The sequence below is a fragment of the Tepidicaulis sp. genome (assembly GCF_965222285.1).
Taxonomy (GTDB): domain Bacteria; phylum Pseudomonadota; class Alphaproteobacteria; order Parvibaculales; family Parvibaculaceae; genus Tepidicaulis.
Map to the genome: position 1 here is coordinate 2170810 of NZ_OZ244942.1, position 22115 is coordinate 2192924.

The following is a 22115-nucleotide window of genomic DNA, read 5'->3' on the forward strand; positions in this document are numbered from 1 at the left end:
CCATCAGATATCGAGCACGATCTTGCCGAAATGACTGGCGCCCTGCATCAGCTTCAGCGCAGGAACGATCTCTTCCAGCGGAAAGGTCTTGTCGATCACGGGCTTGATGTCGTTCTGCTCCACCGCGCGCACCATTTCCTCGAAGTGCTGGCGGCTGCCTACCGTGATGCCGGAGATTTTGGCGTTCTGACCGAACATCGCCGCGACATTCATGTCCTTCACGAGACCGGAAAGAATACCGATCACGGCGATATGCCCGCCGGTACGGATCGCCATGATGGATTGCGGGAAAGTTTCCGCACCGCCTACTTCCACGACATGATCGACGCCGCGCCCGCCGGTCAGCTTGCGCGCCTCGCTCGCCCAGTCCGGCGTTTTTTTGTAATTGATGAACTGATCGGCGCCGAGCGCCTTGGCCCGGTCCAGCTTTTCGTCAGAGGAGGATGTGATGATGACATGGGCGCCGGCGGTCTTGGCAAATTGCAGTGCGAAAATCGACACGCCGCCCGTTCCCTGCACAAGCACCGTGTCGCCCGCTTTCAAATTGCCTTCCACGAAAAGCGCCCGCCAGGCGGTGAGCCCGGCGCAGGGAAGGCAAGCGGCCTCCGCCGGCGTCAGGTTCTTCGGCGCTTTGGAAACGCCGTCGGCAGAGACGCAAACATAGTCTTCCGCGCAGCCATCGATCGGCCCCCCGAAAGAAGTGGCAAGCGCGGCGGGTGTCGGCGGACCCGAAAGCCAGCCCTGGAAGAAAGACGGGCAAACAAGATCGCCCTTTGCCACGCGGCGCACCCCGTCGCCCAGTTCCACCACTTCACCGCAGCCATCGGAAAGCGGGACAAGCGGCAAAGGGTAATCCCCGCCGAAACCGGAAGTAATGGCGAGGTCGCGGTAATTCAGCGAAGCGGCCTTCAGCTTGACCAGGATTTGCCCTGGCCCCGGTTTCGGCACGTCCCGCTCTTCGAGTTTCAGATTGTCCAGCCCATAGCTTCCGGAAATCACGGCGGCGCGCATGATCACCCTCCCTCATTGCGTCTTATTGAATATGGATAAGACCAATGTGACCGGGACGACGCGGATTTCAAGCCAAGCTTTGCCCTGCCGTAGCGTCAACGCGGCGTGTTTTTTAAGCAGGAAAATACGGAGACCACAAAGACCGAATTAAAAAGGTCTATCGCCCTTGATCTGGGTGCGGTGCATGACGCGACGGCTAGAGGCATCGAAACTATCGCGCCGGTGGATGGTGCAGCGATTATCCCAGATCAGAAGATCGCCGAGCGCCCATTGATGGGTCCAGGCGAATTTTTTCTGTTCGCAATGCGCCCAAAGCCGGTCGAGCATTGCATCGCTTTCGGAGACACTCAGCCCTTCCACATAAGCATTGCGGCGGCGGCCGAGATAAAGCGTCTTACCGCCGGTTTCAGGATGCGTGCGCACCATGGGATGCATCTCGCCCGGCATCTGGCGGATATCCGTCACGCTTTCAAACCCGGCGCGCGTTTCCCCGACACTGGTCGTGCTGGCATCGTGAAAGCAGCGGTGCCCGCCAACGAAGGCGCGCAGATCCTCCGGCAGCTCTTCATAGGCTTTGTACATATTGGCAAAGCTCGTATCACCGCCCGTGGGCGGAATTTCGAGCGAGTAAAGCACGCTCGCCTTGGGCGGCGCGGCCACATAGGACATATCGGTGTGCCAGTCGGCTTCCTTGTCGCCCAGCGCGCCGATGGGCCGTCCGTTTTCCTTCACATTGGAGATGATCCAGATTTCGGGGCGTGAAAGCGCCTGGCTGCCCGCCATATCCGTTGCGCTGGCCGGCGCCATGTCGAGCTCGCCGAAATGTTTGGAAAAACGCACGAGATCGTCGTCGCTGATTTTCTGCCCGCGGAAAAGCAATACCTGATGGTCGAGCCAGGCCTGCTGCACGGCTTCCATGTCGCTCCCGCTCAGCGGGGCGGAAATATCTATTCCCGAAACGACGGCGCCCAGCGCGGCGCCCGTCGGCACAACCTCGATTGCCATTCCTGCTTACTCCTTTAGGCTGGGGCCATCATAATCATCCGGCAGGCAATTTCCAGATAGGCCGGGGAGCGGCAAAGAGCCACCCCAAAACCGCCGGCACACCCGAATTTGAAGACACAAAGCCTGAGGACAAAACGGTAGATGAGCGAAGGGAAGATGGACAAAGCCGCCTATAAATCCCGGCTCAAGGAACTGCAGAAACGCCTCAATCTTCTCCAGCACGCCATGGCGCGCCAGGGCCTGAGCGGGATTGTGGTGCTGGAAGGCTGGGATGCAGCGGGAAAAGGCGGCGTCATCCGCCGCATCGCCTGGGCACTCGATCCGCGCCATTTGAAAGTCTGGTCCATCGGTGCGCCCTCTCCCGCCGAAAAGCGCCAGCACTGGCTGAAACGCTTCTGGCAGCGCCTGCCCGATGAGGGGGAGATCGCCGTCTTCGACCGTTCCTGGTACGGGCGCGTGCTGGTGGAACCTATCGAGGGGTTTGCCAGCCAGGAAGAAGCGGCCCGCGCTTACCGGGAGATCAACGAGTTCGAGAACATGCTCACCGATGAAGGGCTGCGTATGGTCAAACTCTTTCTCGACATCACCCCGCAGACCCAGTACAGGCGCTTTGAAAAAAGGTTCCGCTCACCGCAGAAGCGCTGGAAAATGACCCGCGAAGATTTACGCAACCGCAGCCGCTGGGACGCCTATGAAGAGGCCTATGAGCAGATGATTGCCGAAACCTCAACACCTGCCACCCCCTGGGTGCGGATCGATGCGAATGAAAAACGCGCCGCCCGCATCGCCTGCCTTGAAGAAATCCTCAAAGTGCTGGGCGCAAGGATCGACGTGACGCCGCCGCCGGCCGACCCGGAGGTCAAAGCCTTCTTCGATGAAAAGAAAAAAGAAAAGCTTTAAGCCGCTTCGACCAGAAGCCCGCCCTGCCAGCGCCGCCAGGTGATGAGCGCTGCCCCCGCCCCCATGAGGGCCACACCGGCCATGACATAAAAGCCCGTGCTCTGCGCGGCCTCATAAAGCGGGCCCGATAGCGCCATGAAACCTGCCATCATGATGCCGCCGGAAACCGCCGCATAAAGGCTCTGCGCCGTTGCCGCAAGCTCAGGGGCAACGGCCCGCGCAATGAAATGCATGGCGCCAAGATGCGCCGCCCCGAAGCTGAGCCCGTGCAAAGCCTGCGCAAAACAAAGAATGGCAAGACCGGGTTCCTGCGCCGTAATGAGCCAGCGCAAGACGCCCGCCCCCGCCGCAAGAACGACAAGCCCCACGGGCCCGAAGACCCGCGCAAGCCAGGCGGAGGCCATGAAAAGCGAGATTTCCGCAACCACGCCAAGCGCCCAGAGAAACCCGATCAGTGTTTCGCTGAGCCCGAGCCGCTGCCAATTGAGCGAGCCGAAGGCATAAAGAAAAGCGTGGCTCGACTGGGTAAGCCCCGCGGCGAGCACGAAGCCGAGAAAGACCGGATGGCGCAGCACTTTGAGCGCATTCGCCCAGGAAAGCGGCGGCGCGGCGCTATCCTTGCGCCCTTCGGCAGGCAGCAGAAAGCCGATGGAGAAGGTGAGCGCGATGCCGAATAGCATCGCCGCCAGAATGTGGTTTTCCCGGCCCGGCAAAAGCCACCAGCCCATCGCATAGCTTGCGACGATGAAGCTGACCGAGCCCCAGAGCCGCACCCGCCCGTAATCCATCCCTTCCTCGCGCACGGCGCGCATGGCAAGGCTTTCGGTCATGGGAATGATGGAGGGATAACGCGTCATCAGCACAAGGCTGATGAGAAAGATGGGCAGAAACCCGTCCGCCAGAAAATAAAGCGCGGCGGCGCAAAAAGAAACCGCCGCCAAAGCCAGCATCATGCCGCGCCGGTTCTCCGCCCTGTCCGCCAGAAAGGCGAGCGCGGGTCCTGCCAGAATGCGCAGCAGCATGGCGCCGGAGAGCACGATGGAGATTTGCGCGGGCGTCAGCGCCTGCGCCCCCAGCCATACCGGAAAGAACGGCAGATGGACGCCGGGAAAAATAAAAACGGCGGCATAGAAAAGGCCAAGACGCGCGGCGAGCGGCAAAAAAATCTCCCTGTCCGCATAAGAGCATGACAGGGAGACTACAGAGGCGCTTTGAAATGTCTATCCGATAGAAGGATAAGGCAGTTTGCGTTTCTCCGCCGCCTGGCGGAGAAAACTCCAGATGCGCGCGCCAAGCTTGCGCGCCGGCGGGCTGTCCAGTTCTTCCAGTGCCGCTTGCAGCTCGATCAGAAGCGTTTTGAGCCGGTCGTTTTCCTGATCGAGATCGGAAATGAGCAGCGAGGCTTCCCGGCCCCCCGCTGCCGCGCCAAGACGCTTTTGCAGATCGCCCGGCAGGCCAAGCCCGCCCGTCTCTTCGAAAATGGCGCGCATCTCCGCATTTTCTTCGGCGCGCAGCTGCGCCCCGCGCTCGAACTCCGCCGCCGACATGAACATCATGAGACCGATGACGGAGGTGTTGCCCACCGCATATTCGGCGGTGAGGTTCGGCGCGACTTCCAGCAGAAGCTTGCCGAAGGAATGCTGCAGAACGAGAGGAACATCGGGTTTCATGCGGCTTCCTCCTCGGCAATTTCCTGCATGCGTTTCGACAGGAGCCGGTTATGCACATCCGTGCAATACCAGCTCGACAGCGCCATGACGGGATCAGTGTTGTTACCCGCCTGATATTCCTTACCGGCGGAAATCCAGATCGCAAGGCCCTTGACCATGGCGAAGATTTCCCACCAGGCAAAAGCCTTGGGATCGACCTTCAGGCCGCTTGCCTCTTCCCAGAGCTTCAAGGCTTCGGCACGCGGCAAAAGCCCGCCCGGCTTTTCTTCATTCTCGAATGCCCATAGCGGATCGCAGGCCCAGGCAAGATCCTCCAGAGGATCGCCCAGATGGCACATTTCCCAATCGAGGATCGATTTGATCTCGCCTGCTTCGTTGAAGAGAAAATTGCCCGTACGGTAATCCCCATGCACGACGCGCAACTCTTTGGGCGGTGGCGGCGGATTGCGCCGCAGCCAGCGGATCGCGCCTTTGGCGATGGGCTGGGCGATCAGCGTGTCCTTATCAATCTCCCCTTCCCAATAATCAAGCTCGCGCTTCCAGCATTCCTCCGGCGCAGGCTTTTCCATGCTTTCCCCAAGGCCGATGGCGCCCGGGTCCTGCGCGGCGATCTTGCCGAGGATGGTGAAGAATTGCGGGCCGATCTTCGGCGCAAGCTCGCCGTAAGGATCGGGAGAGAAAGGACTTGCCGCCTGGCAGCCTTCGATCTGTTCCATCACGAAGAAGGACCGCTCGAGCCATTTCTCATCCGTTTCCAGAAAAAGCGGCTCGGGTACCGGCACGCCGGTCGGGTGAAAGGCGCGGTAGGCATTGAACTCGAGATCGCGCTCGGTCTCGATCAGGCTTGCCACCGGATCACGGCGCAGGATGAGCGGACGCGACACCTCTTTGCCCCCCTCCTGCCAGCGCGCGGTCAGGCGGTAGGTCTCCCGGCTTGCCCCGCCATGAATGCGCGAAATTCCTTCCACCACCATGGCGCTTGCCTGCGGCATTTTGTGGGAGAGGTAAGCGGCGAATTTTTCTGCGATTTCTTCCATCACCTTCTCCTTATGGCGCCATGTCGAGAAGGTCTTTGAAACCGGACGGCGCGTGGGGGCCGATGATGAGCTGCTCGAGAATGCCCGCGCCTTTCTGCACCGGCTTGTCACCGTCTTTCATTTCCGCTTCCACAAAGGCCTGAATGTGCAGATAAGGCGGCACGCAGGTGTCGATATCGGCGGTCTTGAAGCAATCATAATCCACTACAAGCTCGCCCTTATAGCCGCCATGGTTCCAGTCCGGGTTCCCGTAACCGAGCCCGGTCATGTAGAAATTCCATTTCGGCGTGAGCTTAATGTCGATGCGGCTGCCGTCATGACGCTGGAAATGCAGCTCCGCGGCTTTTGCGTGGCGCGAGCCGGACTGGAAAGAAATGTCGGACCAGCAGCGGTCCATTTTTTCTTCCTCGCCATCGCCCGTGGGGCAGAGAACGGCGGCCGTGTTCCAGGCATCGCCCTTGGCATCGGCATTGATGTGGTAAAGCGTGATGGCATTTTCGAAATTGAGCGGCGACCAGATCCAGTAAAATTGCGGCTGAGGCGGCGGCGCCACGGGCTGCGGATCGGACGCGCCGACCGGGCGGATGCCCCAGGAGCGGTCGCGCGTACCGACGAACTGATCCTTCTTCACTTCGATGCGCCGACCCTTGACCTCGATCCAGCCCTCGTAAGAGCCGTTCTGGGTCATGCGCGTATAGTCCATGAAAATGCGCGGCCCCTGCCGGTAGGTGAAGCGCGGTTCTTCCAGCGCGCGGGCGCGGCCGCGGAACGTGATATCGGCTTTGAAATCATGCTCGGCGCTATCGACCGTGATGCGCAGCGCCTGAAGCGGCTCGATGACCTCCACCGCAATGGGGCCGACTTTCGTATCCAGCCGCTCCATGTGAAGTACGCGGGAGGCGTGAATATTGTGCTGCACGCCGTCCACGACGACGGCGAAATTCGCATCCATCACATTGAGATGCGGATAGACACCGAGACCGCAGCCGAAGAAAACGCTGCCATCCCAATTGTAACCGTTGAAGAAATAGCGGTCGTAAAAATTCCGGTCCGTCCCCGAATAAGCGATTGGTTCGGGGGTTTGGTGGATCGGATACTCATCCCCTTTCGTGAGCATCAAGGCCTCCCTGTTCTCCGGTTTCATTGCCCGGTTTGCTTTTGATTGCAGGCAGCATGGCGCGCGCCCGCCCATGGGTCAACTTGACTGGGTGGCTCAGAAAATGACGTCGCGTAACGGGAGCAATGAAAGCTCGGACGCCCTGCCCGCCCGCGCCTTACGCAGTTCAGCTCCGCATTTTTTAGAGCTCTTCCCATGAGTCTTTGCGCACCCTCAAACGGCAGGCTAAGAAAGCAGGCAGGTTTAAAAAGCAGCGGATCAGGAGACGGCCCATGAAACTCTGGCTCATTCTCGGCGCGGTAAACGGCTTTATCTCCGTGGCGCTCGGCGCCTTCGCCGCGCATGGGCTGGCCGGCAGGGTTGGCGAGAAGGAACTTGCCGCTTTTGAAACCGGCGCGCGCTATCACATGTATCACGCGCTGGCGCTGCTCGCCGTAGCCTGGCTGGCCCAGCACGCTTCCGCCTCGCTGACCTACGCGGCGGGCTGGGCTTTCCTTGCGGGTATGATTCTTTTTTCCGGCTCGCTTTACTATCTCGGCATCACCGGCAGCCGCGCGCTTGTGCTCGTTACGCCTGTGGGCGGGCTCGCCTTCCTCGCAGGCTGGGCTCTGCTTGCCGCAGCGGCGGCGGGGCTGAAAGCGCATCCATAAGAAAAGCCCGCGCAAGAGGCTGGACTTACGGCACTCCCCTTGCCAGAATTTACTAGACTGCGGTCCAGTCATGGGGCCCAGTCGCGCAATTGCGCGGCTGGATGGAGGCTGAAAGGCCGGGAGGAAAGATGAGCCGCATTATCGTTCTGGGCGCCGGGATCGGCGGGCTCTCGGCTGCCATTGCGCTGGCAGGCGAAGGACATGAGGTCACGGTGATCGACCGCGATCCGCCCCCGCCCGAGCTTTCCGCCGATGCCGCCTTTGACGAATGGCAGCGCCGGGGCGTCGGCCAGCTGCGCCACAGCCATGCCTTTCTCGCCCGGCTCTATCAGCTCATCCGCGAAAACCACCCCGCCTTGCTAGCCGATCTTCTGGAGGCCGGCTGCCGCGAGCTGAAATTCGCCGACACCGTGCCCATGCCGCTCGTCCCCTCTTACGTGCCGGCAAAAGGCGATGAGCATCTGACCATTCTATCAAGCCGCCGCACGACGCTTGAACTCATCATGCGCCGCTATGCCGCCCGCCAGCCCGATGTCACCTTCCGCACCGACGAAGTAGTGGAAGGTCTGATCGCGGAAAAGAACGCGGAGGGCCAGGCCGTCATCCATGGCGTCACTTTGCGCTCGGGCGAAAAAGTAACGGGCGATCTGGTTGTCGATGCGATGGGGCGGCTCAATCCAGGCGCCGACTGGCTGAAAGAGCTCGGAGTTCACATCCGCGAGGAAGATGCGCCTGCCGGGATCGTCTATTTCACCCGCCATTACCGTATCAAAAACGGCATGAGCGAGCCGGAACGCACCGCCGCCCCTGGCGCCGCCGATCTCGGCTTCCTCAAGTTCGGTGTCTTTCCGGGCGATAATGGCTGCTTCTCCATCACCCTTGCGGTGCCGGAGGTCGAGCGCACGCTTTCGAAAGCCATTCTGGATACGGAGGTTTTCGACAAGGTCTGCCGTTCCATTCCCGGCCTTACCCCCTGGCTCGAAGAAGAGCGCACCGAGCCGCGCTCGAAAGTCTTCCTGATGGGCAATCTCTTCAGCCGCTGGCGGCACATGACCGAGGCGGGCAAGCCCCATGCGCTGAATTATTTCCCGCTTGGCGATTGCCACATCCGCACCAACCCGCTTTACGGACGCGGCTGTTCTTTCGCAGCCATTCAGGCGCATATCCTGCGCGATGTGCTGCGGGCCGAAAAAGATCCGGCAACACGCGCGATCGCCTATCATGCAGCAACACGCGAAGAAATCCGCCCCTATTACGATAATATGGTCAAGCAGGACCTCGGCGCGATCAAACGCGCGCGCAACGAACTCACGCCGGGCTATAAGCCGGGCTTCAAGGCGCGGCTCGTCAAACGTTTCACCGAAGACGGCATCAATATCGCCATCCGCTCCGATATCCAGCTTTACCGCGCCTTCATGCAAGGCTTTCACATGCTTGCCCATCCCACCGCCTGGCTGCTGGAAAACAAGAAGAACCTCGCCAAGGTCTTGTGGGTCTGGGCGCGCGGGCGCAGATGGAACCGTAAGTATTATCCGCCCCGCACAGGGCCGGAGCGCACAACGCTTTTCAACATGCTCGGCCTTCCCAAAGATGCCGATCTGATCACGGATCAAGCCTGATCCCGCCCAAACACAGGACGCAGTCATGACCCAGGCACCCGCCATGCCCGATCCCATTTTCGTTGAAACGAACGGCATCAACATGGCCGTCTATGAAGCCGGGCCGAAAGACGGCGTGCCGGTCGTGCTGTGCCATGGCTGGCCGGAGCTTGCGTATTCCTGGCGCCATCAGATCCCGGCGCTTGCTGCCGCAGGCTTCCGCGTCATCGCGCCCGATCAGCGCGGCTACGGGCTGACAGGCGGGCCGAAGGGCGAGGAAAACGTTCCCCTTTACGACATCGAACATCTGACGGGCGACCTTGCCGGGATGCTCGATGCGCTCGGTATCGATAAAGCGGTCTTTTGCGGCCATGACTGGGGCGGCATGGTCGTCTGGCAAATGTCGCTTCTGCAGAAGGAGCGTGTGGCAGGCGTCATCGGCGTCAACACGCCCTTCATCCCCCGCCTCACCTCCGACCCCATCGAGGCGATGCGCGCGGTCTATGGCGAGAAAATGTATATCGTTTTCTTCCAGCGCTTCGGCGAGGCGGAAAAGCTGCTGGGCAAGGACACCGCCCGCTCCTTGCGCTTCTTCTACCGCAAAAGCAGCGTAACCGCCGAAGAGTGGGAAAAAATGCCCGCGGAGGAAAAGAATCTCTCCTTCCTCGATGCGCTCGAAACGCCGGAAGAAGAATGGCGCGGCACGCCGCTTCTCAGCGATGAGGAATATGCGGTCTATACCAAAGCCTTCGAGCAATCGGGCTGGGAAGGCGGCATCAACTGGTACCGCAATTTCTCGCGTAACTGGCGTCTGAGCGAAGGCGTGGAGCAGAAAGTCACCGCGCCGAGCCTGATGATTTCCGCCGCGGACGACGTGGTGCTGCCGCCCGCCATGACCGAGGGCATGGAAAAATATGTGCCGGATCTCGAAAAGCACATCATTCCGGCCTGCGGTCACTGGACACAGAGCGAAAAGCCGGATGAACTGAACACACTCATGATCGATTGGCTCAAACGCCGCTTTGGCTGATCCCGTTTCGGCAGGGCGGCGCTTCGGGCTTTCCTGCCGGGGCTTCCATGTCGGATACGGACGCGCTGCTTTTTGCCAATGAAATGTTCTACCGGGCCTTCGCGGACCGGGACATTACCGTCATGTCCGAAATCTGGGCGGAAGATGCGCCCTGCACCTGCCTCCACCCCGGCTGGCACCCGCTGGAAGGGCGCGAGGAAATTCTGCAAAGCTGGCACAATATCTTCAACGGCCCAGAGCCGCCGCGCATCGATTGCGTGGCCCCTGTGGCCCGCATCATCGGCGAAAGCGGGATTGTGATTTGCTATGAGAAAATCGGCATGGACTACTTGGTCGCGACGAATCTCTTCGTCCGGCGGGGGCATGTGTGGATGCTGATCCATCATCAATCGGGTCCTGTGACCAGCCCTCCGGAAAAAGAAACGGAAGAACGCCGCAAACCGGACGCCATCAATTAGCGCGGCAGTAAGAAGCGCTATGTCCGGGCGGCCCATATGCGAGGGAGGGACACGGCCATGGACGGCATGACGCTCAACGATTTCATTCTTCAAGAACCCATCTGGCTGCGCAGCTGGCTTTTCTGGCTGATGTTCATCAACACCGCCTCCATTGTCTTTGCGTTCACGCGCACGGAGGCGCATTGGGTACTCACCGCCTGGCTCGCCAATCTGCTCTTCATGCCCATGCTCTTTGCCGAGTTCGGCTATACGCGCATTCTCGGCCTCAGCCATATCGTGTTCTGGACGCCGCTTCTCGTCTATCTGTGGCGCCGGCGCGCCGAGATCGAGCTGCGCAGCGTCTCGGGCGCTTATCTTTGGGCGCTTTTCGCCTCCAACGGCTTGTCGCTCGTCATCGATTATATCGACCTTGCCCGCTATCTGGCCGGGGACGGCGCGCTGACATAACGCACACGCCCACCTGTCTTACACTCTTTGCTTGAGTTGCCTTAGCCGCCTGCTAGGCTTCCTGCCACTGCGCAGGGGCCGGCGGCAGGGCATGCGGCCGCGCCCCTGCCCATTTGGAGGGGGAGAACGTCATGACGCCTGATGCCATTTTTCTGATAGCCACATACGGCCTTGTGCCTTTCTGGCTGCTGCTTGTGGTGCTGCCGCGCTGGAGCGGGACGCAGTTTCTTGTGCACTCGGCGCTGCTGCCGCTGATCTTCGGCTGTCTTTATACCTACTATCTGGCCGTTGCCTCTTTCGGCGGCGGACAGCCGGAAGGCGCGAGCTTCGGCACGCTGGCCGGCGTCATGATCTTCTTCCAGATGCCGGAAGCGGCGCTTGCCGGCTGGCTGCATTATCTCCTTTTCGATCTTTTCATCGGTGCCTGGGAGGCACGCGATGCGCAGCGGCGCGGCATGTCCCATTGGCTGGTCATCCCCTGCCTCGTCTTCACCTGGCTTGCCGGGCCGCTTGGCCTTCTGCTTTACATCGTCCTGCGCGCGGTATCGGGCAAAGGCGGCTGGCGGCTTCAACCCGCCGACGCCCCTGCGTAAAGGGCGGGCGTTTTCAAGCCGCCGCCTAGGCGAAAGCTTCACTGTGGTTTATGAATAGCAGGCGCCGTTCCGGGGCCTGCGGCCCCTCCGCCATGGCGGACTGACAAAGCTGTTACCAAGCCTTGAGGGGACCCGGCCTCTTGGGTATGATCCGCGCGCCGAAGCGGCACTCAGACTGCCGAAAGTTGGGGCGGGGCTTCGGCCTCATCCGAAAAGCATTGTTTTACCCCGGCGGGGTCCCAGACATCAGCCTCGCCGGCCAGCCCGATATGGGCACGCCCACGAGCGGCCTTGGAGCCGGCTAAGAGTTTGAAAGGAGAGGCGCATGTCGCAGGCCCTGGACCGGCAAGAGGCGTTTGAAACGCCCGCGCCGCCGCAGAGCGGAAACGCGCCGTCCGATGCGACGATCGCCGCGCTATCGGGCGACCGCCCGCTGCGCATTCTTCTGCCCAGTTACCGCTCCAACCCGACGACCGGCGGCCAGGGCGTTTACATGCGCCACATCTCCAAGGCGCTGGTCGATCTCGGCCATACGGTGGATGTGATTTCCGGCCCGCCCTACCCCGATCTCGATCCCCGGGTCGGGCTCATCAAGCTGCCCTCGCTCGATCTTTATGCCAATCCCCATCCCATTCGCGCCTTCCGGCCCTGGATGCTGACCTCCCCCATCGATCTTTTCGAATGGTGGAGCCACAATTGGGGCGGCTTCTCCGAGCCTTATACGTTCGGCGAGCGCATGGCGCGCTACATGCAAGGCCGCATCCACGAATATGACGTGATGCATGACAACCAGACGCTCTGCTGGGGCATGCTGAAAGTGCGCGACATGGGCCTGCCCGTGGTCGGCACGATCCACCACCCGATCACCATGGACAAGCGCATCGACATCAAGCATATGCCGGGCCCGTTCATGAAATTCCTGAAATGGCGCTGGTATTCCTTCCTGCGCATGCAGATCAAGGTGGCCCGCCAGCTCGATCCCGTCATCGTCGTTTCCGAAAGCACGAAACGCGACGTGACGCGCGATTTCAAACTCGACCCGCAAAAGATGCGCCTCGTGCTGCACGGCATCGACCATGAAACCTTCCGCCCGCGCCCGGATGTAAAGCGCCTGCCGAACCGGCTGATCGCCTGCGCCAGCGCCGATGTGCCGCTGAAGGGTCTTATCTATCTTATCCGCGCTTATGCGGAGCTGCTAAAAACGCGCCCCGATCTCGAGCTTTATGTGATCGGCAAATTGCGCGAGGGCCCTACCGCCACGGAACTGCGCAAACTCGGCATCATCGACAAGGTGAAGTTCATCACCAATCTCACCGACGACGACATTACCGAGCAATATGCCAAGGCGACCATTGCCGTCTCTCCTTCCGTTTATGAAGGCTTCGGTTTTCCGGCGGGCGAGGCCATGGCATGCGGCGCCCCGGTCATTGCAACGACGGGCGGCTCGCTGCCGGAAGTCGTGGGCGAAGCGGGCGTGATCGTGCCCCATTCCAACCCGCCCGCGCTTGCCGAAGCGATTGCCGACCTGCTCGACAATCCGCAAAAGCGCGACGAGCTCGGCAGGCTTGCCCGCGAGCGCATCCTGCGTGAATTCAAATGGGAACGGACCGGCCGTCAGGTGGTCGAAGTATATAAAGAGGCGATGGCCAATGCGAACGGTGGACTTCAATACGCTGGGTCTTAAAGACGGGCTGCGTGTGCTCGATCTGGGATGCGGCGAAGGACGCCATGTGCATGCCATGTATCACCACGCCGTTTGTCATGTCGTCGGCGTCGACCTTGCCTTTGAGGACGTAAAGAAGACCCGCAACGGCTTCAGCGCCTGCCCGGACATGGACCCGGAAACGAAGCGTGTTTATTCGCTGTGCGTCGGCAACGCGCTCACCCTGCCTTTCGCCGATAACAGCTTCGACAAGATCGTCTGTTCCGAAGTGCTGGAGCACATTCCAAATCACCGCCAGGCGCTGAAAGAAATCACGCGCATTCTGAAGCCGGGCGGCACACTCGCCGTGTCCGTGCCGCGCTATTGGCCTGAATGGATTTGCTGGGCGCTCTCTGAGGAATATCACAACGAGCCGGGCGGCCATGTGCGCATCTTCCGCACCGGCCAGCTCAAAAAAGACGTAAGCGAGAACGGTCTTTCCTTCTTCCACCGCCACTGGGCGCATGGACTGCATTCACCTTACTGGTGGCTGCGCTGCGCCGTCGGTGTGAAAAACACGAAGTCGAAACTCGTTGCCGCCTATCACCGCTTCCTCGTCTGGGACCTGGTCAAACAGCCTTGGCTGACCCGCACGCTCGAAGCCTTGGCCGCGCCCTTGATGGGCAAGAGCGTCGTTCTCTATTTCACAAAGGAGAACCGCGCCGCATGACCTATTTGAGCTTCGGCGACCGGCTGCCTGACGGCTTTTTCGAGGGATCCGTTCGCCGCATTCTCGAGCTTCAGCGCGATAATGGCGCGATCCCCTGGTATGACGGCGGGGTGATCGACCCATGGAACCACACCGAAGCGGCGATGGGTCTGGCAACCCTGGGCGAGACGGAGGCCGCGCGCCGCGCCTTCCGTTATCTCATGGAAACCCAGCTCGAAGACGGCTCCTGGCACGGCGAGCTTGGCAGCGCGGTGCCGATGGACGAAGAAGAACAGCGTTTCACCGGCGATGAGGAAGACGTGCCCGATCCCATAAGGGACACGAATTTCGCCGCCTATATCGCAACCGGTGCCTGGCATCATTATCTGCTCGACGGCGATCTTTCCCATCTCAAAACGCTTTGGCCGCATGTCAAAGCTGCCATCGACTGGGTGGTCGCCCATCAAAGCCCCCATGGCGACATTCGCTGGGCGGCTGACGAGCCGCGCACGCCCGAAGACGATGCGCTGATCACCGGCTGCTCGTCGATCTATAAGAGCCTCGAATGCGCTATCTTCATTGCCCAGCGTCTTGGCGAGCCGAGCCGCCACTGGGCCGAAGCGCGCATGAAACTCGGCGAGGCCTTACGCGAAAAACCCCACCGCTTCGACCGCACCTGGGAGCCCAAAGACCGCTTTTCCATGGACTGGTATTACCCGGTGCTGGCCGGCGTCTTTACCGGCCAGGCGGCGCGCGACCGGCTCGCCTCAAAGTGGGATATTTTCGTTGCCGAAGGCAAAGGCTGCCGCTGCGTGCTCGACCAGCCCTGGGTGACGGTCGCCGAATCCGCCGAGCTGTGCCTGGCGTTGCTCGTTTCCGGCGAGCGCAAAAAAGCCGAAACGCTGCTTTCCTGGATCCATCAATGGCGCGCCGATTGCGGGGCTTATTGGATGGGCTATCAGTTCGAGAATGCCGTTGCCTGGCCGGATGAAAAACCGGCCTGGACCGCCGCCGCCGTCATTCTGGCGACCGATGCCGTGATCGGCATGACGCCCGCCGCGCCGCTTTTCTCAGGCCGCCACCTGGCCGAGGCGGCGGAGTAAGCGCAGCGATTTCACCGCAGAAATTTCCTCGAAGAAGTTCGACGCCAGCGCCATCTTGTAAATCTCATATGGCGGGCGCCCGCCATCTTCCGGGTTCGGAAAAACATCGTGAATGGCGAGAATGCCGCCCGGCTTCACGAACGGTGCCCAGAGCCGGTAATCGTTCAAGGCGTGTTCCATCGCATGGCCGCCATCGATGAACACCATGGCAAGCGGTGTCGCCCAGCCGCGCGCCGCAACCGTTGACGGCGCGACCAGCGGCACGACGGTATCTTCAAGCCCCGCCCGGCGCAGCGTTTGGCGGAAGAGCGGCAGCGTATTGAGCAGCCCGGTCTCGGGATCGTAAAGCTCGCTGTCGTGATGCTCCCAGCCGATCTGGTTTTCTTCCGACCCGCGGTGGTGATCGAGCGCGAAAAGCACCGAGCCTGCCTTCTGGCAGGCGGCGCCGAAATAGACCGTCGACTTACCGCAGTAAGAGCCGATCTCCAAGCAAGGCCCGAGCGCACCAGCCTCCAGCGCCGCGCCGTAAAGCGCTTCGCCTTCTTTCGGGTCGAGAAACCCTTTCACGCTTTCTGGATCGATGGGCAGAGAAATACTCATAGAAGTGCTTTCGAAGATTTTTGCGGGGTTTTTAATACGTCATCCCGCGACTTGTTCGCGGGATCCATTGGCCTTTCAAGACATAAAAGAACAGGTGATTTCGAGCAGCATCGCAGCGTTTACACTCGTTTTCCCCCAACCAGCCGGAATGCGAGTGGACCCCGCGAACAAGTCACGGGGTGACGGTGACATTTTATGCCCCCTCACCGGTCCGCCACCAGGCGGGCGCGCTGTTCCCCGAGCCCGTCGATGCTCATGACGATCTCGTCTCCTGCTTTCAGAAATTGCGGCGGCTTCATGCCCGCGCCCACCCCGTCCGGCGTGCCCGACGCGATGATGTCGCCGGGCAAAAGGCTCATGAATTGGCTAAGATAGGAAACGAGCTTGGCCACCGAATGCAGCATATCGCTTGAGCGGCCGTTCTGGCGCACTTCGCCGTTCACCAGCGTGCGCAGCGTCAGGTCCTGCGGATCGGCAATCTCATCCACCGTCACGAACCAGGGGCCGATGGGGCAGAACGTGTCGCAGCTTTTACCCTTGGTGAACTGGCCTGCCCGGTTCTTCTGAAAGTCGCGCTCGGAAACATCGTTGAGGATGACATATCCCGCGACATGGGACAGCGCCTCTTCTTCGCTCACATATTTTGCAGGCGCGCCGATCACCACGCCGAGCTCGACTTCCCAGTCGGTCTTCGTGGAGGTCCGCGGAATGACGATATCATCATAAGGCCCGTTAATGGCGCTCACGGCTTTCTGGAAAAGCAGCGGCTCGCTCGGCACGTCGGCGCCGGTCTCGCTTGCATGCATTTTGTAATTGAGGCCGATGCAGAGAATTTTGCCGATCCCCGTCACCGGCGCGCCGAGGCGCTGGCCTTCCGGGGCAAGCGGCAATTTCGCCGGATTGATCTTGGCGAGCTTCGCAAGCCCTGCCGGCTCGAGCACGCAGCCGGCAATGTCGTCCACATGGCCGGAAAGGTCGCGGATGCGTCCTTCTTCATCCAGAATACCGGGCGTCTCATCGCCGCGTTTGCCGTAGCGCACCAGTTTCATCCGACGCCCTTTCTTAACCGTTTCTTACCAAGAAGACCGTTGCAAAAGCCGACTTTCCGGTTTTGCCCGCCCCTTTCTCCCGTTTCATCAACCAAAAGGCAAGAAAATCAAAGTTTACTATGAAAAAGCTTACATGGTTCGAGAGGATCCGCCATGTCTGAACCGGCAGCCGCCCGGAAGGCGCAAAGGTCAGAAGATGCAGAGTTCGAGGCGATCGAACAAGCCGTGCTGGACACCCCGCGCGGACGCTGGTTTCTGAAAGAATATGCACGGCGCAACCGCCATGCCGATACGCGCGAACTTGCCAGCGCCATCGAGAAGCTGGGCCGCGCGGCACTCGTCTCCGCAGAGCAGACCCATCTCGACGTGATGCGCCGAGAGCTGCAGGAAATGAGCGCATCGATCCAGCAGACGCGCTCTGAGATTGCCGCCATCAAACCGGCGGACGAGGCCTCCGAAAACCGCATCATGGCGGCGACCGAGGAACTCGACGCCATCGTCACCGCAACCGAGCGGGCCACATCCGATATTCTGGGCGCTGCCGAACGGCTGCAGGAGATCGGCGAGAAGCTGCGCGCACAAGGCGTCGATGAAGAGCTTTGTGAGGAGATCGACACCCACGCCACCAATATTTTCATGGCCTGCTCGTTCCAGGACATTACCGGCCAGCGCACGACGAAAGTCGTCAATGTGCTGCGCTATCTCGAGCAGCGCGTGAATGCGATGATCCAGATCTGGGGCGTCTCCAACAAAGACGGCCTGCAGGCGCCCGAAATCCGGGATCTGGACCAACGCCCCGACGCGCATCTGCTAAACGGTCCGCAAGCCGAAGGCCAGGGCGTGGATCAGGCTATGATCGATGCCATGCTGGACGGCGATGCCGCGACGCTGGAAGAAAAGATCGACAAAGTGGCGGCCGCCATGGAAGCGGCTGCACCCGAGACGCCAGCCCAGGTTCAGGTCCCGGCCCCTGCCGCAGCGGAAAAGGCGCCTGCGCCTGCCGAGGCCAAACTGCCTGCCGAGGAAGATACGCCGATCGATCAGGACGATATCGACGCCCTCTTCGACTAAGGTCTTCTCCCGGCCAATCAATCCCTGACAGCAGCCTTTCGGCTGGCTCTCCCGCCTGCTATCAAAGGGCATTGCAATGCTCATAAGCAGAAAACAGGGAGAGCCCCATGTCCGACACCCTTCTCGTGGAAAAAGAAGGCGGTATCGCCACCGTCACGCTGAACCGCCCCAATGCCATGAACGCGCTGTCGCGCGAGCTGCGCGCCGCGCTTGCAACCACTTTCGATGAACTGGAAGCGGACCCTGAAACCCGCGTCGTCATTCTGACCGGCGCCGGCGACCGTGCCTTTACCGCCGGTCTCGACCTGAAGGAACTGGGCTCAGGCGGCGGCAATTTCTCCACCCAGGCCACCATTACCGATAAAGACCCCGTTACCTCGATCGGCAAGTTTTCCGGCCCGGTCATCGGCGCCATCAACGGCGTGGCTATTACCGGCGGCTTTGAAATCGCCCTGGCCTGCGATGTGCTCATCGCCTCGGAAAATGCCCGCTTCGCCGACACCCATGCCCGCGTCGGCATTTTGCCGGGCTGGGGTCTCTCGCAGAAGCTCTCCCGTCTGATCGGCATTTACCGCGCCAAAGAGCTTTCGCTCACCGGCAATTTCATCGGCGCCGAGCAGGCCGCCGAGTGGGGCCTCGTCAACCGCGTCGTGCCGCATGACGAACTTCTGCCCACTTGCCGCCAGCTTGCCACCGACATGCTCTCGGTCGTGCCCGAATGCCTGCCCGCCTATAAAGCGCTGATCGATGAAGGTTTCGCCCAGAGCTTCGGCGAGGGGCTGAAAACCGAAGCGCGGGTTTCCGGGGAAGCGAATACGAAAGTGTCCTCCTCCGCCATCGAGGAGCGGCGCGAAGGCATCCGCCAGCGCGGCAAGTCCCAGGCTTAAGCCCCTCCCGGCAGAAAGCCTTACGCAGCGTCACCCTGCCTTGAGGCAGCACGGGCCGTCCTTCGGGACGGCCCGTTTCGTTTCGGCCCTCTTTCCTCTAAACTCTCTTCAAAAGAGAGCAGCCGGTCACCGGCGCCAATTGGAGGAGAGGTTTCATGTACGATCTGGTTATCCGGGGCGGCACCGTTTATGACGGCACCGGCAGCGCGCCTTTCAAAGCCGACATTGCCGTTAAAGACGGCCTTATCGCCGAAATCGGTGAGGTTGCGGCCAGGGGCAAAGAAGAGATCGATGCCGCAGGCCAGATCGTGACCCCCGGCTTTGTCGATGTGCATACTCATTATGACGGCCAGGTCACCTGGGACCCTTATCTGCAGCCATCCACCTTTCACGGCGTCACCACGGCAGTGATGGGCAATTGCGGCGTCGGCTTCGCCCCCTGCCGCCCGGACCGGCATGACTGGCTGATCGGCCTGATGGAGGGCGTCGAAGATATTCCCGGCACGGCACTTGTCGAAGGCATCAAATGGAACTGGGAAAGCTTCCCGGAATATATGAATGCGGTCGAAGCCTCCCCGCTTGCCCTCGATGTCGGACTGCAGGTGCCGCACGGAGCCCTGCGCGCCTATGTGATGGGTGAGCGCGGCGCACGGCTCGAACCGGCAACGGCTGAAGATACGGCTGAGATGGCGCGCCTCGTCAAGGAAGCGCTGGAAGCGGGCGCGCTTGGCTTCTCCACCTCACGCACAGAAAAGCACCGCGACAAACACGGCGAACACACCCCGACTTATAAAGCCGAGCAAGACGAGCTGCACGGCATCGCCAAGGCCATGGGCGAGAGCGGCAAAGGCGTACTGCAACTCATCGCCGACTTCCGCGATGTCGACCGGGAATTCGCCATGCTGCGGGGCATGGTGGAAATCTCCGGCCGGCCCATGTCCATGACGATCGAGCAGGACGACCGCTACCCCGACACCTGGAAGAACGTGCTGCGCAATATCGAAGAGGCTGCCGAAGCGGGACTTCCCGTCAAAGGCCAGGTGCCGCCGCGCCCGACCGGCGTGCTGCTCGGCCTTTCCTCCTCGCTCAACCCCTTCCTAATGCACCAGACCTTCCGCGAGATTTGGCACGCCCCGCTTGAAAAGCAGGTGGAGGCGCTGCGCGATCCCGCCTTCCGCGCCCGGCTTCTGGCTGAAGAGCCGGACTATCCGGCAGGTGAAATCGTCACCATGCTCTGCACCGCCTATCACAAGATGTATGAGCTCGGTGATCCGCCGAACTACGAGCCCTCGCCCGAAGACAGTGTCGGCGCCATGGCGGAGCGGGACGGCAAACCGCCGCGCGAAGTGCTGCTCGATCTCATGCTGAAGCGGGACGGCCATGCACTGCTTTACTTCCCGCTGATGAACTATACCGGCGGCAGCCTCGACGATGTTTATAAGATGATGACCCATAAACACACCGCCTTCGGCCTTGGCGATGGCGGCGCGCATGTGGGCATTCTCTGCGATGCGAGCTTCCCCACCACCATTCTCACCCATTGGGGCCGGGACCGCACACGCGGGCCGAAACTGCCGCTCGAATGGCTGATCAACCGGCAGACACAGGCCAATGCCGAACTGGTGGGCCTGCTCGACCGGGGTGTCCTGGCGCCGGGCATGAAAGCGGACATCAATGTCATCGATTTCGATGGGCTAAAGCTGCGCGCACCGGAGATCGTTTACGACCTGCCCGCCGGCGGCAAGCGGCTCATTCAGAAGGCGGAAGGTTATACCGCCACGATCATCTCCGGCACCATTGCCTTTAAAAACGGCGAGCCGACCGGCGCGCTGGTGGGCAAACTGCTGCGCGGCGCAAAGCCCCGCCCGCAAGGGGCCCGGATCGGCGCGGCTGCCGACTAACCCGCAGCTTTCATTCCTATCGCGAGTGGCGGCTTCTTAGGAAGCCGCCATTCTTTTGCGTAACGCGACAAATGCGCAGATTGCGAGCCCATGGCTACACCGGAAAACGGATTTTAACCTTTGGTAAACTATCGCAAATCACAGTTTCACCTGAGGCAAAGCGTAACCGAAATTTCAACGAGGGCTTAAAGCGGGGCATCGAAACTTTCCGGCAAGCGGCACCATTGGGGGTGCCCTTGGGAGATTGTCATGCTTTCGTCAGTATGGAATTGGCTGACCGCTGAACAAGGGTATACCCCGCACGGGTTTTGCCTCGTCTGGGACCCTGCGCTTGTCTGGATTCACGTCGTCTCCGACGCGCTGATTGCCCTTGCTTATTTCTCCATTCCCGCCGTCCTGTTCATCGCCGCGCGCCGCCGCCCGGACATGAACCCCCACGGCGTGCTTTATCTTTTCAGCGCCTTCATCATCGCCTGCGGCGTCACCCACCTTTTCGGGATCGCCACGATGTGGAGCGCGCTTTATGCGGCCGAAGGGGTGGGAAAAGTCATTACGGCCACGATTTCCGTCATCACGGCAATTCTGCTCTGGCCACTGCTTCCACCGCTCCTCAATTCCCCTTCCCGGGCGGAATTGAAGAAAGCCCATTCGGACCTTGAAGCGCTGAATGAAAATCTAGAGCGCATGGTCGAGGAGCGCACGCAGGCCCTTCAGGAAACCTCTCAAAAGCTGGAAGCGGCGCTCGCTCAGGCCAAGCAAAGCGCGCAGGAGCGCACCTTGTTCTTCGCGACGATGAACCATGAGCTGCGCACCCCGCTCAATGCCATTGTCGGCTTCACCGATATGCTGGAGACCATGTGGGACAAGCTGCCCGAAGACCGGCGCCGCGATTATCTGAGCGACATTCGCGCCGCCGGCCTGCGCCTTAGCGGGCTCGTGACCGAAATTCTGGAAATCGAACGGCTGAAGGAAAGCCCGCGCGCCGCCAAGGAAGGCATCCGCTTCTGCGTTGCCGAAGCCGCCGCCAACGCGGTGAAACTGCTGGAAGGCCCGATCGGCGCAAGCCGGGCCCGTATCACCCTCGACATTCCGGATAACATCGAGCTGGAGGGCTTTCCGCAGGATTTCGAGCGGATTTTGACGAACTGCCTTTCCAACTCGATCAAATATTGCGACCGGCAGCCGGAGGTCGAAATCACCGCGCGCCTGACGCCCGACGACCGCGTCCGGGTCATCGTCTCGGACAATGGCATCGGCATCCCGAAGAAAAACTTGCGGGAAATCTTCGAGCCCTTCCGCCGGTTCCACGAACAGACCCACCCCGGCATCCAGGGAACCGGGCTCGGCCTGCCGCTGATCCGCGAGCTGACCGGCCAGTTTGGCGGCACGGTGAGCTACCAAAGCACGGAAGGCAAAGGCACCGCGGCGATCCTCACTTTCCCGCGCTGCGAGGAGCCCTCTCCCCGTTCCGCCGCGAACGATACAGCCTCCCCGGCGCTGCCGGCCTGAGCCGGTCAGATCTGAGCCGGCCCTGCGCCGCCCGGCGGGCCCCGTCTAAGGATTAGCAGGCCCGTCTAAGGATTAGCAGGAAAGACTGCGCCAGATGATGGCTGGACAGCGCCCGGCGCCTTTGCTAT

At 61.0% G+C, this 22115-nt stretch carries 22 protein-coding genes; 14 read left to right on the plus strand and 8 right to left on the minus strand.

From position 1 onward, the window contains the following. Nucleotides 1–3: 3 nt before the first annotated feature. Nucleotides 4–1011, minus strand: a complete 1008-nt coding sequence (locus tag ACOQOT_RS10400) for a zinc-dependent alcohol dehydrogenase family protein (RefSeq protein WP_420559204.1) — start codon at nucleotides 1009–1011, stop codon at nucleotides 4–6. A gap of 147 nt (nucleotides 1012–1158) precedes the next feature. Continuing rightward, nucleotides 1159–2016 (minus strand): TauD/TfdA dioxygenase family protein, encoded by an 858-nt coding sequence (locus ACOQOT_RS10405; protein ID WP_420559205.1) that lies wholly within the window; start codon nucleotides 2014–2016, stop codon nucleotides 1159–1161. Nucleotides 2017–2157: 141 nt separating this feature from the next. On the opposite strand from ACOQOT_RS10405, the gene ACOQOT_RS10410 reads away from it, so the two are divergent. After that, the gene (locus ACOQOT_RS10410) at nucleotides 2158–2916 is read left to right on the plus strand and encodes a polyphosphate kinase 2 family protein (RefSeq protein WP_420559206.1); all 759 of its coding nucleotides are present in this window, start codon (nucleotides 2158–2160) and stop codon (nucleotides 2914–2916) included. Here ACOQOT_RS10410 and ACOQOT_RS10415 read toward each other — a convergent pair. Genes ACOQOT_RS10415 through ACOQOT_RS10430 form a run of 4 tightly spaced genes read right to left on the minus strand, consistent with a single transcriptional unit; the run spans nucleotide 2913 to nucleotide 6740 of the window. Beyond that, nucleotides 2913–4076, minus strand: a complete 1164-nt coding sequence (locus ACOQOT_RS10415; protein WP_420559207.1) for an MFS transporter — start codon at nucleotides 4074–4076, stop codon at nucleotides 2913–2915. The two genes, ACOQOT_RS10410 and ACOQOT_RS10415, sit on opposite strands and share 4 nt — an antisense overlap. A gap of 60 nt (nucleotides 4077–4136) precedes the next feature. After that, nucleotides 4137–4586, minus strand: coding sequence for a hypothetical protein (locus tag ACOQOT_RS10420; RefSeq protein WP_420559208.1), 450 nt, complete (start codon nucleotides 4584–4586; stop codon nucleotides 4137–4139). Then, nucleotides 4583–5623, minus strand: a complete 1041-nt coding sequence (locus ACOQOT_RS10425) for a phosphotransferase family protein (RefSeq protein WP_420559209.1) — start codon at nucleotides 5621–5623, stop codon at nucleotides 4583–4585. The genes ACOQOT_RS10420 and ACOQOT_RS10425 overlap by 4 nt, the downstream gene beginning before the upstream one ends. A gap of 10 nt (nucleotides 5624–5633) precedes the next feature. Next, the gene (locus ACOQOT_RS10430) at nucleotides 5634–6740 is read right to left on the minus strand and encodes a hypothetical protein (protein WP_420559210.1); all 1107 of its coding nucleotides are present in this window, start codon (nucleotides 6738–6740) and stop codon (nucleotides 5634–5636) included. Nucleotides 6741–7012: 272 nt separating this feature from the next. Here ACOQOT_RS10430 and ACOQOT_RS10435 point away from each other — a divergent pair, with 272 nt between their 5' ends. The 9 genes from ACOQOT_RS10435 (at nucleotide 7013) to ACOQOT_RS10475 (ending at nucleotide 14970) form a co-directional block, all read left to right on the plus strand. Then, entirely contained in the window at nucleotides 7013–7390 is a 378-nt protein-coding gene (locus ACOQOT_RS10435) for a DUF423 domain-containing protein (protein ID WP_420559211.1), read from the plus strand. Between the two features lie 128 nt (nucleotides 7391–7518). Continuing rightward, the gene (locus ACOQOT_RS10440) at nucleotides 7519–9009 is read left to right on the plus strand and encodes an FAD-dependent oxidoreductase (RefSeq protein WP_420559212.1); all 1491 of its coding nucleotides are present in this window, start codon (nucleotides 7519–7521) and stop codon (nucleotides 9007–9009) included. 25 nt (nucleotides 9010–9034) lie between these two features. After that, nucleotides 9035–10018, plus strand: a complete 984-nt coding sequence (locus ACOQOT_RS10445) for an alpha/beta fold hydrolase (RefSeq protein ID WP_420559213.1) — start codon at nucleotides 9035–9037, stop codon at nucleotides 10016–10018. 47 nt (nucleotides 10019–10065) lie between these two features. Then, nucleotides 10066–10476, plus strand: a complete 411-nt coding sequence (locus ACOQOT_RS10450; protein ID WP_420559214.1) for a nuclear transport factor 2 family protein — start codon at nucleotides 10066–10068, stop codon at nucleotides 10474–10476. 36 nt (nucleotides 10477–10512) lie between these two features. Continuing rightward, on the plus strand, nucleotides 10513–10923 hold the full coding sequence (locus ACOQOT_RS10455; RefSeq protein WP_420559215.1) for a hypothetical protein: 411 nt from the start codon (nucleotides 10513–10515) through the stop codon (nucleotides 10921–10923). A gap of 131 nt (nucleotides 10924–11054) precedes the next feature. Continuing rightward, complete coding sequence (locus tag ACOQOT_RS10460) at nucleotides 11055–11516, plus strand: ABA4-like family protein (RefSeq protein WP_420559216.1); 462 nt, start codon at nucleotides 11055–11057, stop codon at nucleotides 11514–11516. Between the two features lie 325 nt (nucleotides 11517–11841). Continuing rightward, entirely contained in the window at nucleotides 11842–13200 is a 1359-nt protein-coding gene (locus tag ACOQOT_RS10465; protein WP_420559217.1) for a glycosyltransferase family 4 protein, read from the plus strand. Continuing rightward, nucleotides 13166–13888 carry a methyltransferase domain-containing protein gene (locus ACOQOT_RS10470; protein WP_420559218.1) on the plus strand — a complete coding sequence of 241 codons (723 nt, stop codon included), beginning with the start codon at nucleotides 13166–13168 and terminating at the stop codon, nucleotides 13886–13888. Before ACOQOT_RS10465 ends, ACOQOT_RS10470 begins: the two co-directional genes overlap by 35 nt. After that, nucleotides 13885–14970, plus strand: coding sequence for a prenyltransferase (locus tag ACOQOT_RS10475; RefSeq protein WP_420559219.1), 1086 nt, complete (start codon nucleotides 13885–13887; stop codon nucleotides 14968–14970). Before ACOQOT_RS10470 ends, ACOQOT_RS10475 begins: the two co-directional genes overlap by 4 nt. Here the strand turns inward: ACOQOT_RS10475 and ACOQOT_RS10480 are convergent. Both ACOQOT_RS10480 and ACOQOT_RS10485 read right to left on the minus strand, forming a co-directional pair. After that, on the minus strand, nucleotides 14938–15570 hold the full coding sequence (locus tag ACOQOT_RS10480; protein ID WP_420559220.1) for a class I SAM-dependent methyltransferase: 633 nt from the start codon (nucleotides 15568–15570) through the stop codon (nucleotides 14938–14940). The two genes, ACOQOT_RS10475 and ACOQOT_RS10480, sit on opposite strands and share 33 nt — an antisense overlap. A gap of 203 nt (nucleotides 15571–15773) precedes the next feature. Next, entirely contained in the window at nucleotides 15774–16619 is an 846-nt protein-coding gene (locus tag ACOQOT_RS10485) for a fumarylacetoacetate hydrolase family protein (protein ID WP_420559221.1), read from the minus strand. Nucleotides 16620–16772: 153 nt separating this feature from the next. On the opposite strand from ACOQOT_RS10485, the gene ACOQOT_RS10490 reads away from it, so the two are divergent. The 4 genes from ACOQOT_RS10490 (at nucleotide 16773) to ACOQOT_RS10505 (ending at nucleotide 21987) form a co-directional block, all read left to right on the plus strand. Then, complete coding sequence (locus tag ACOQOT_RS10490) at nucleotides 16773–17690, plus strand: protein phosphatase CheZ (RefSeq protein ID WP_420559222.1); 918 nt, start codon at nucleotides 16773–16775, stop codon at nucleotides 17688–17690. A 107-nt stretch (nucleotides 17691–17797) separates the two neighbouring features. Then, nucleotides 17798–18577 (plus strand): enoyl-CoA hydratase, encoded by a 780-nt coding sequence (locus tag ACOQOT_RS10495; protein WP_420559223.1) that lies wholly within the window; start codon nucleotides 17798–17800, stop codon nucleotides 18575–18577. A 155-nt stretch (nucleotides 18578–18732) separates the two neighbouring features. Continuing rightward, a complete protein-coding gene (locus ACOQOT_RS10500) occupies nucleotides 18733–20478 on the plus strand; it encodes an N-acyl-D-amino-acid deacylase family protein (RefSeq protein ID WP_420559224.1) in 1746 nt (581 codons plus the stop codon). 249 nt (nucleotides 20479–20727) lie between these two features. Then, nucleotides 20728–21987 carry an ATP-binding protein gene (locus ACOQOT_RS10505; RefSeq protein WP_420559225.1) on the plus strand — a complete coding sequence of 420 codons (1260 nt, stop codon included), beginning with the start codon at nucleotides 20728–20730 and terminating at the stop codon, nucleotides 21985–21987. Nucleotides 21988–22115 lie beyond the last annotated feature (128 nt).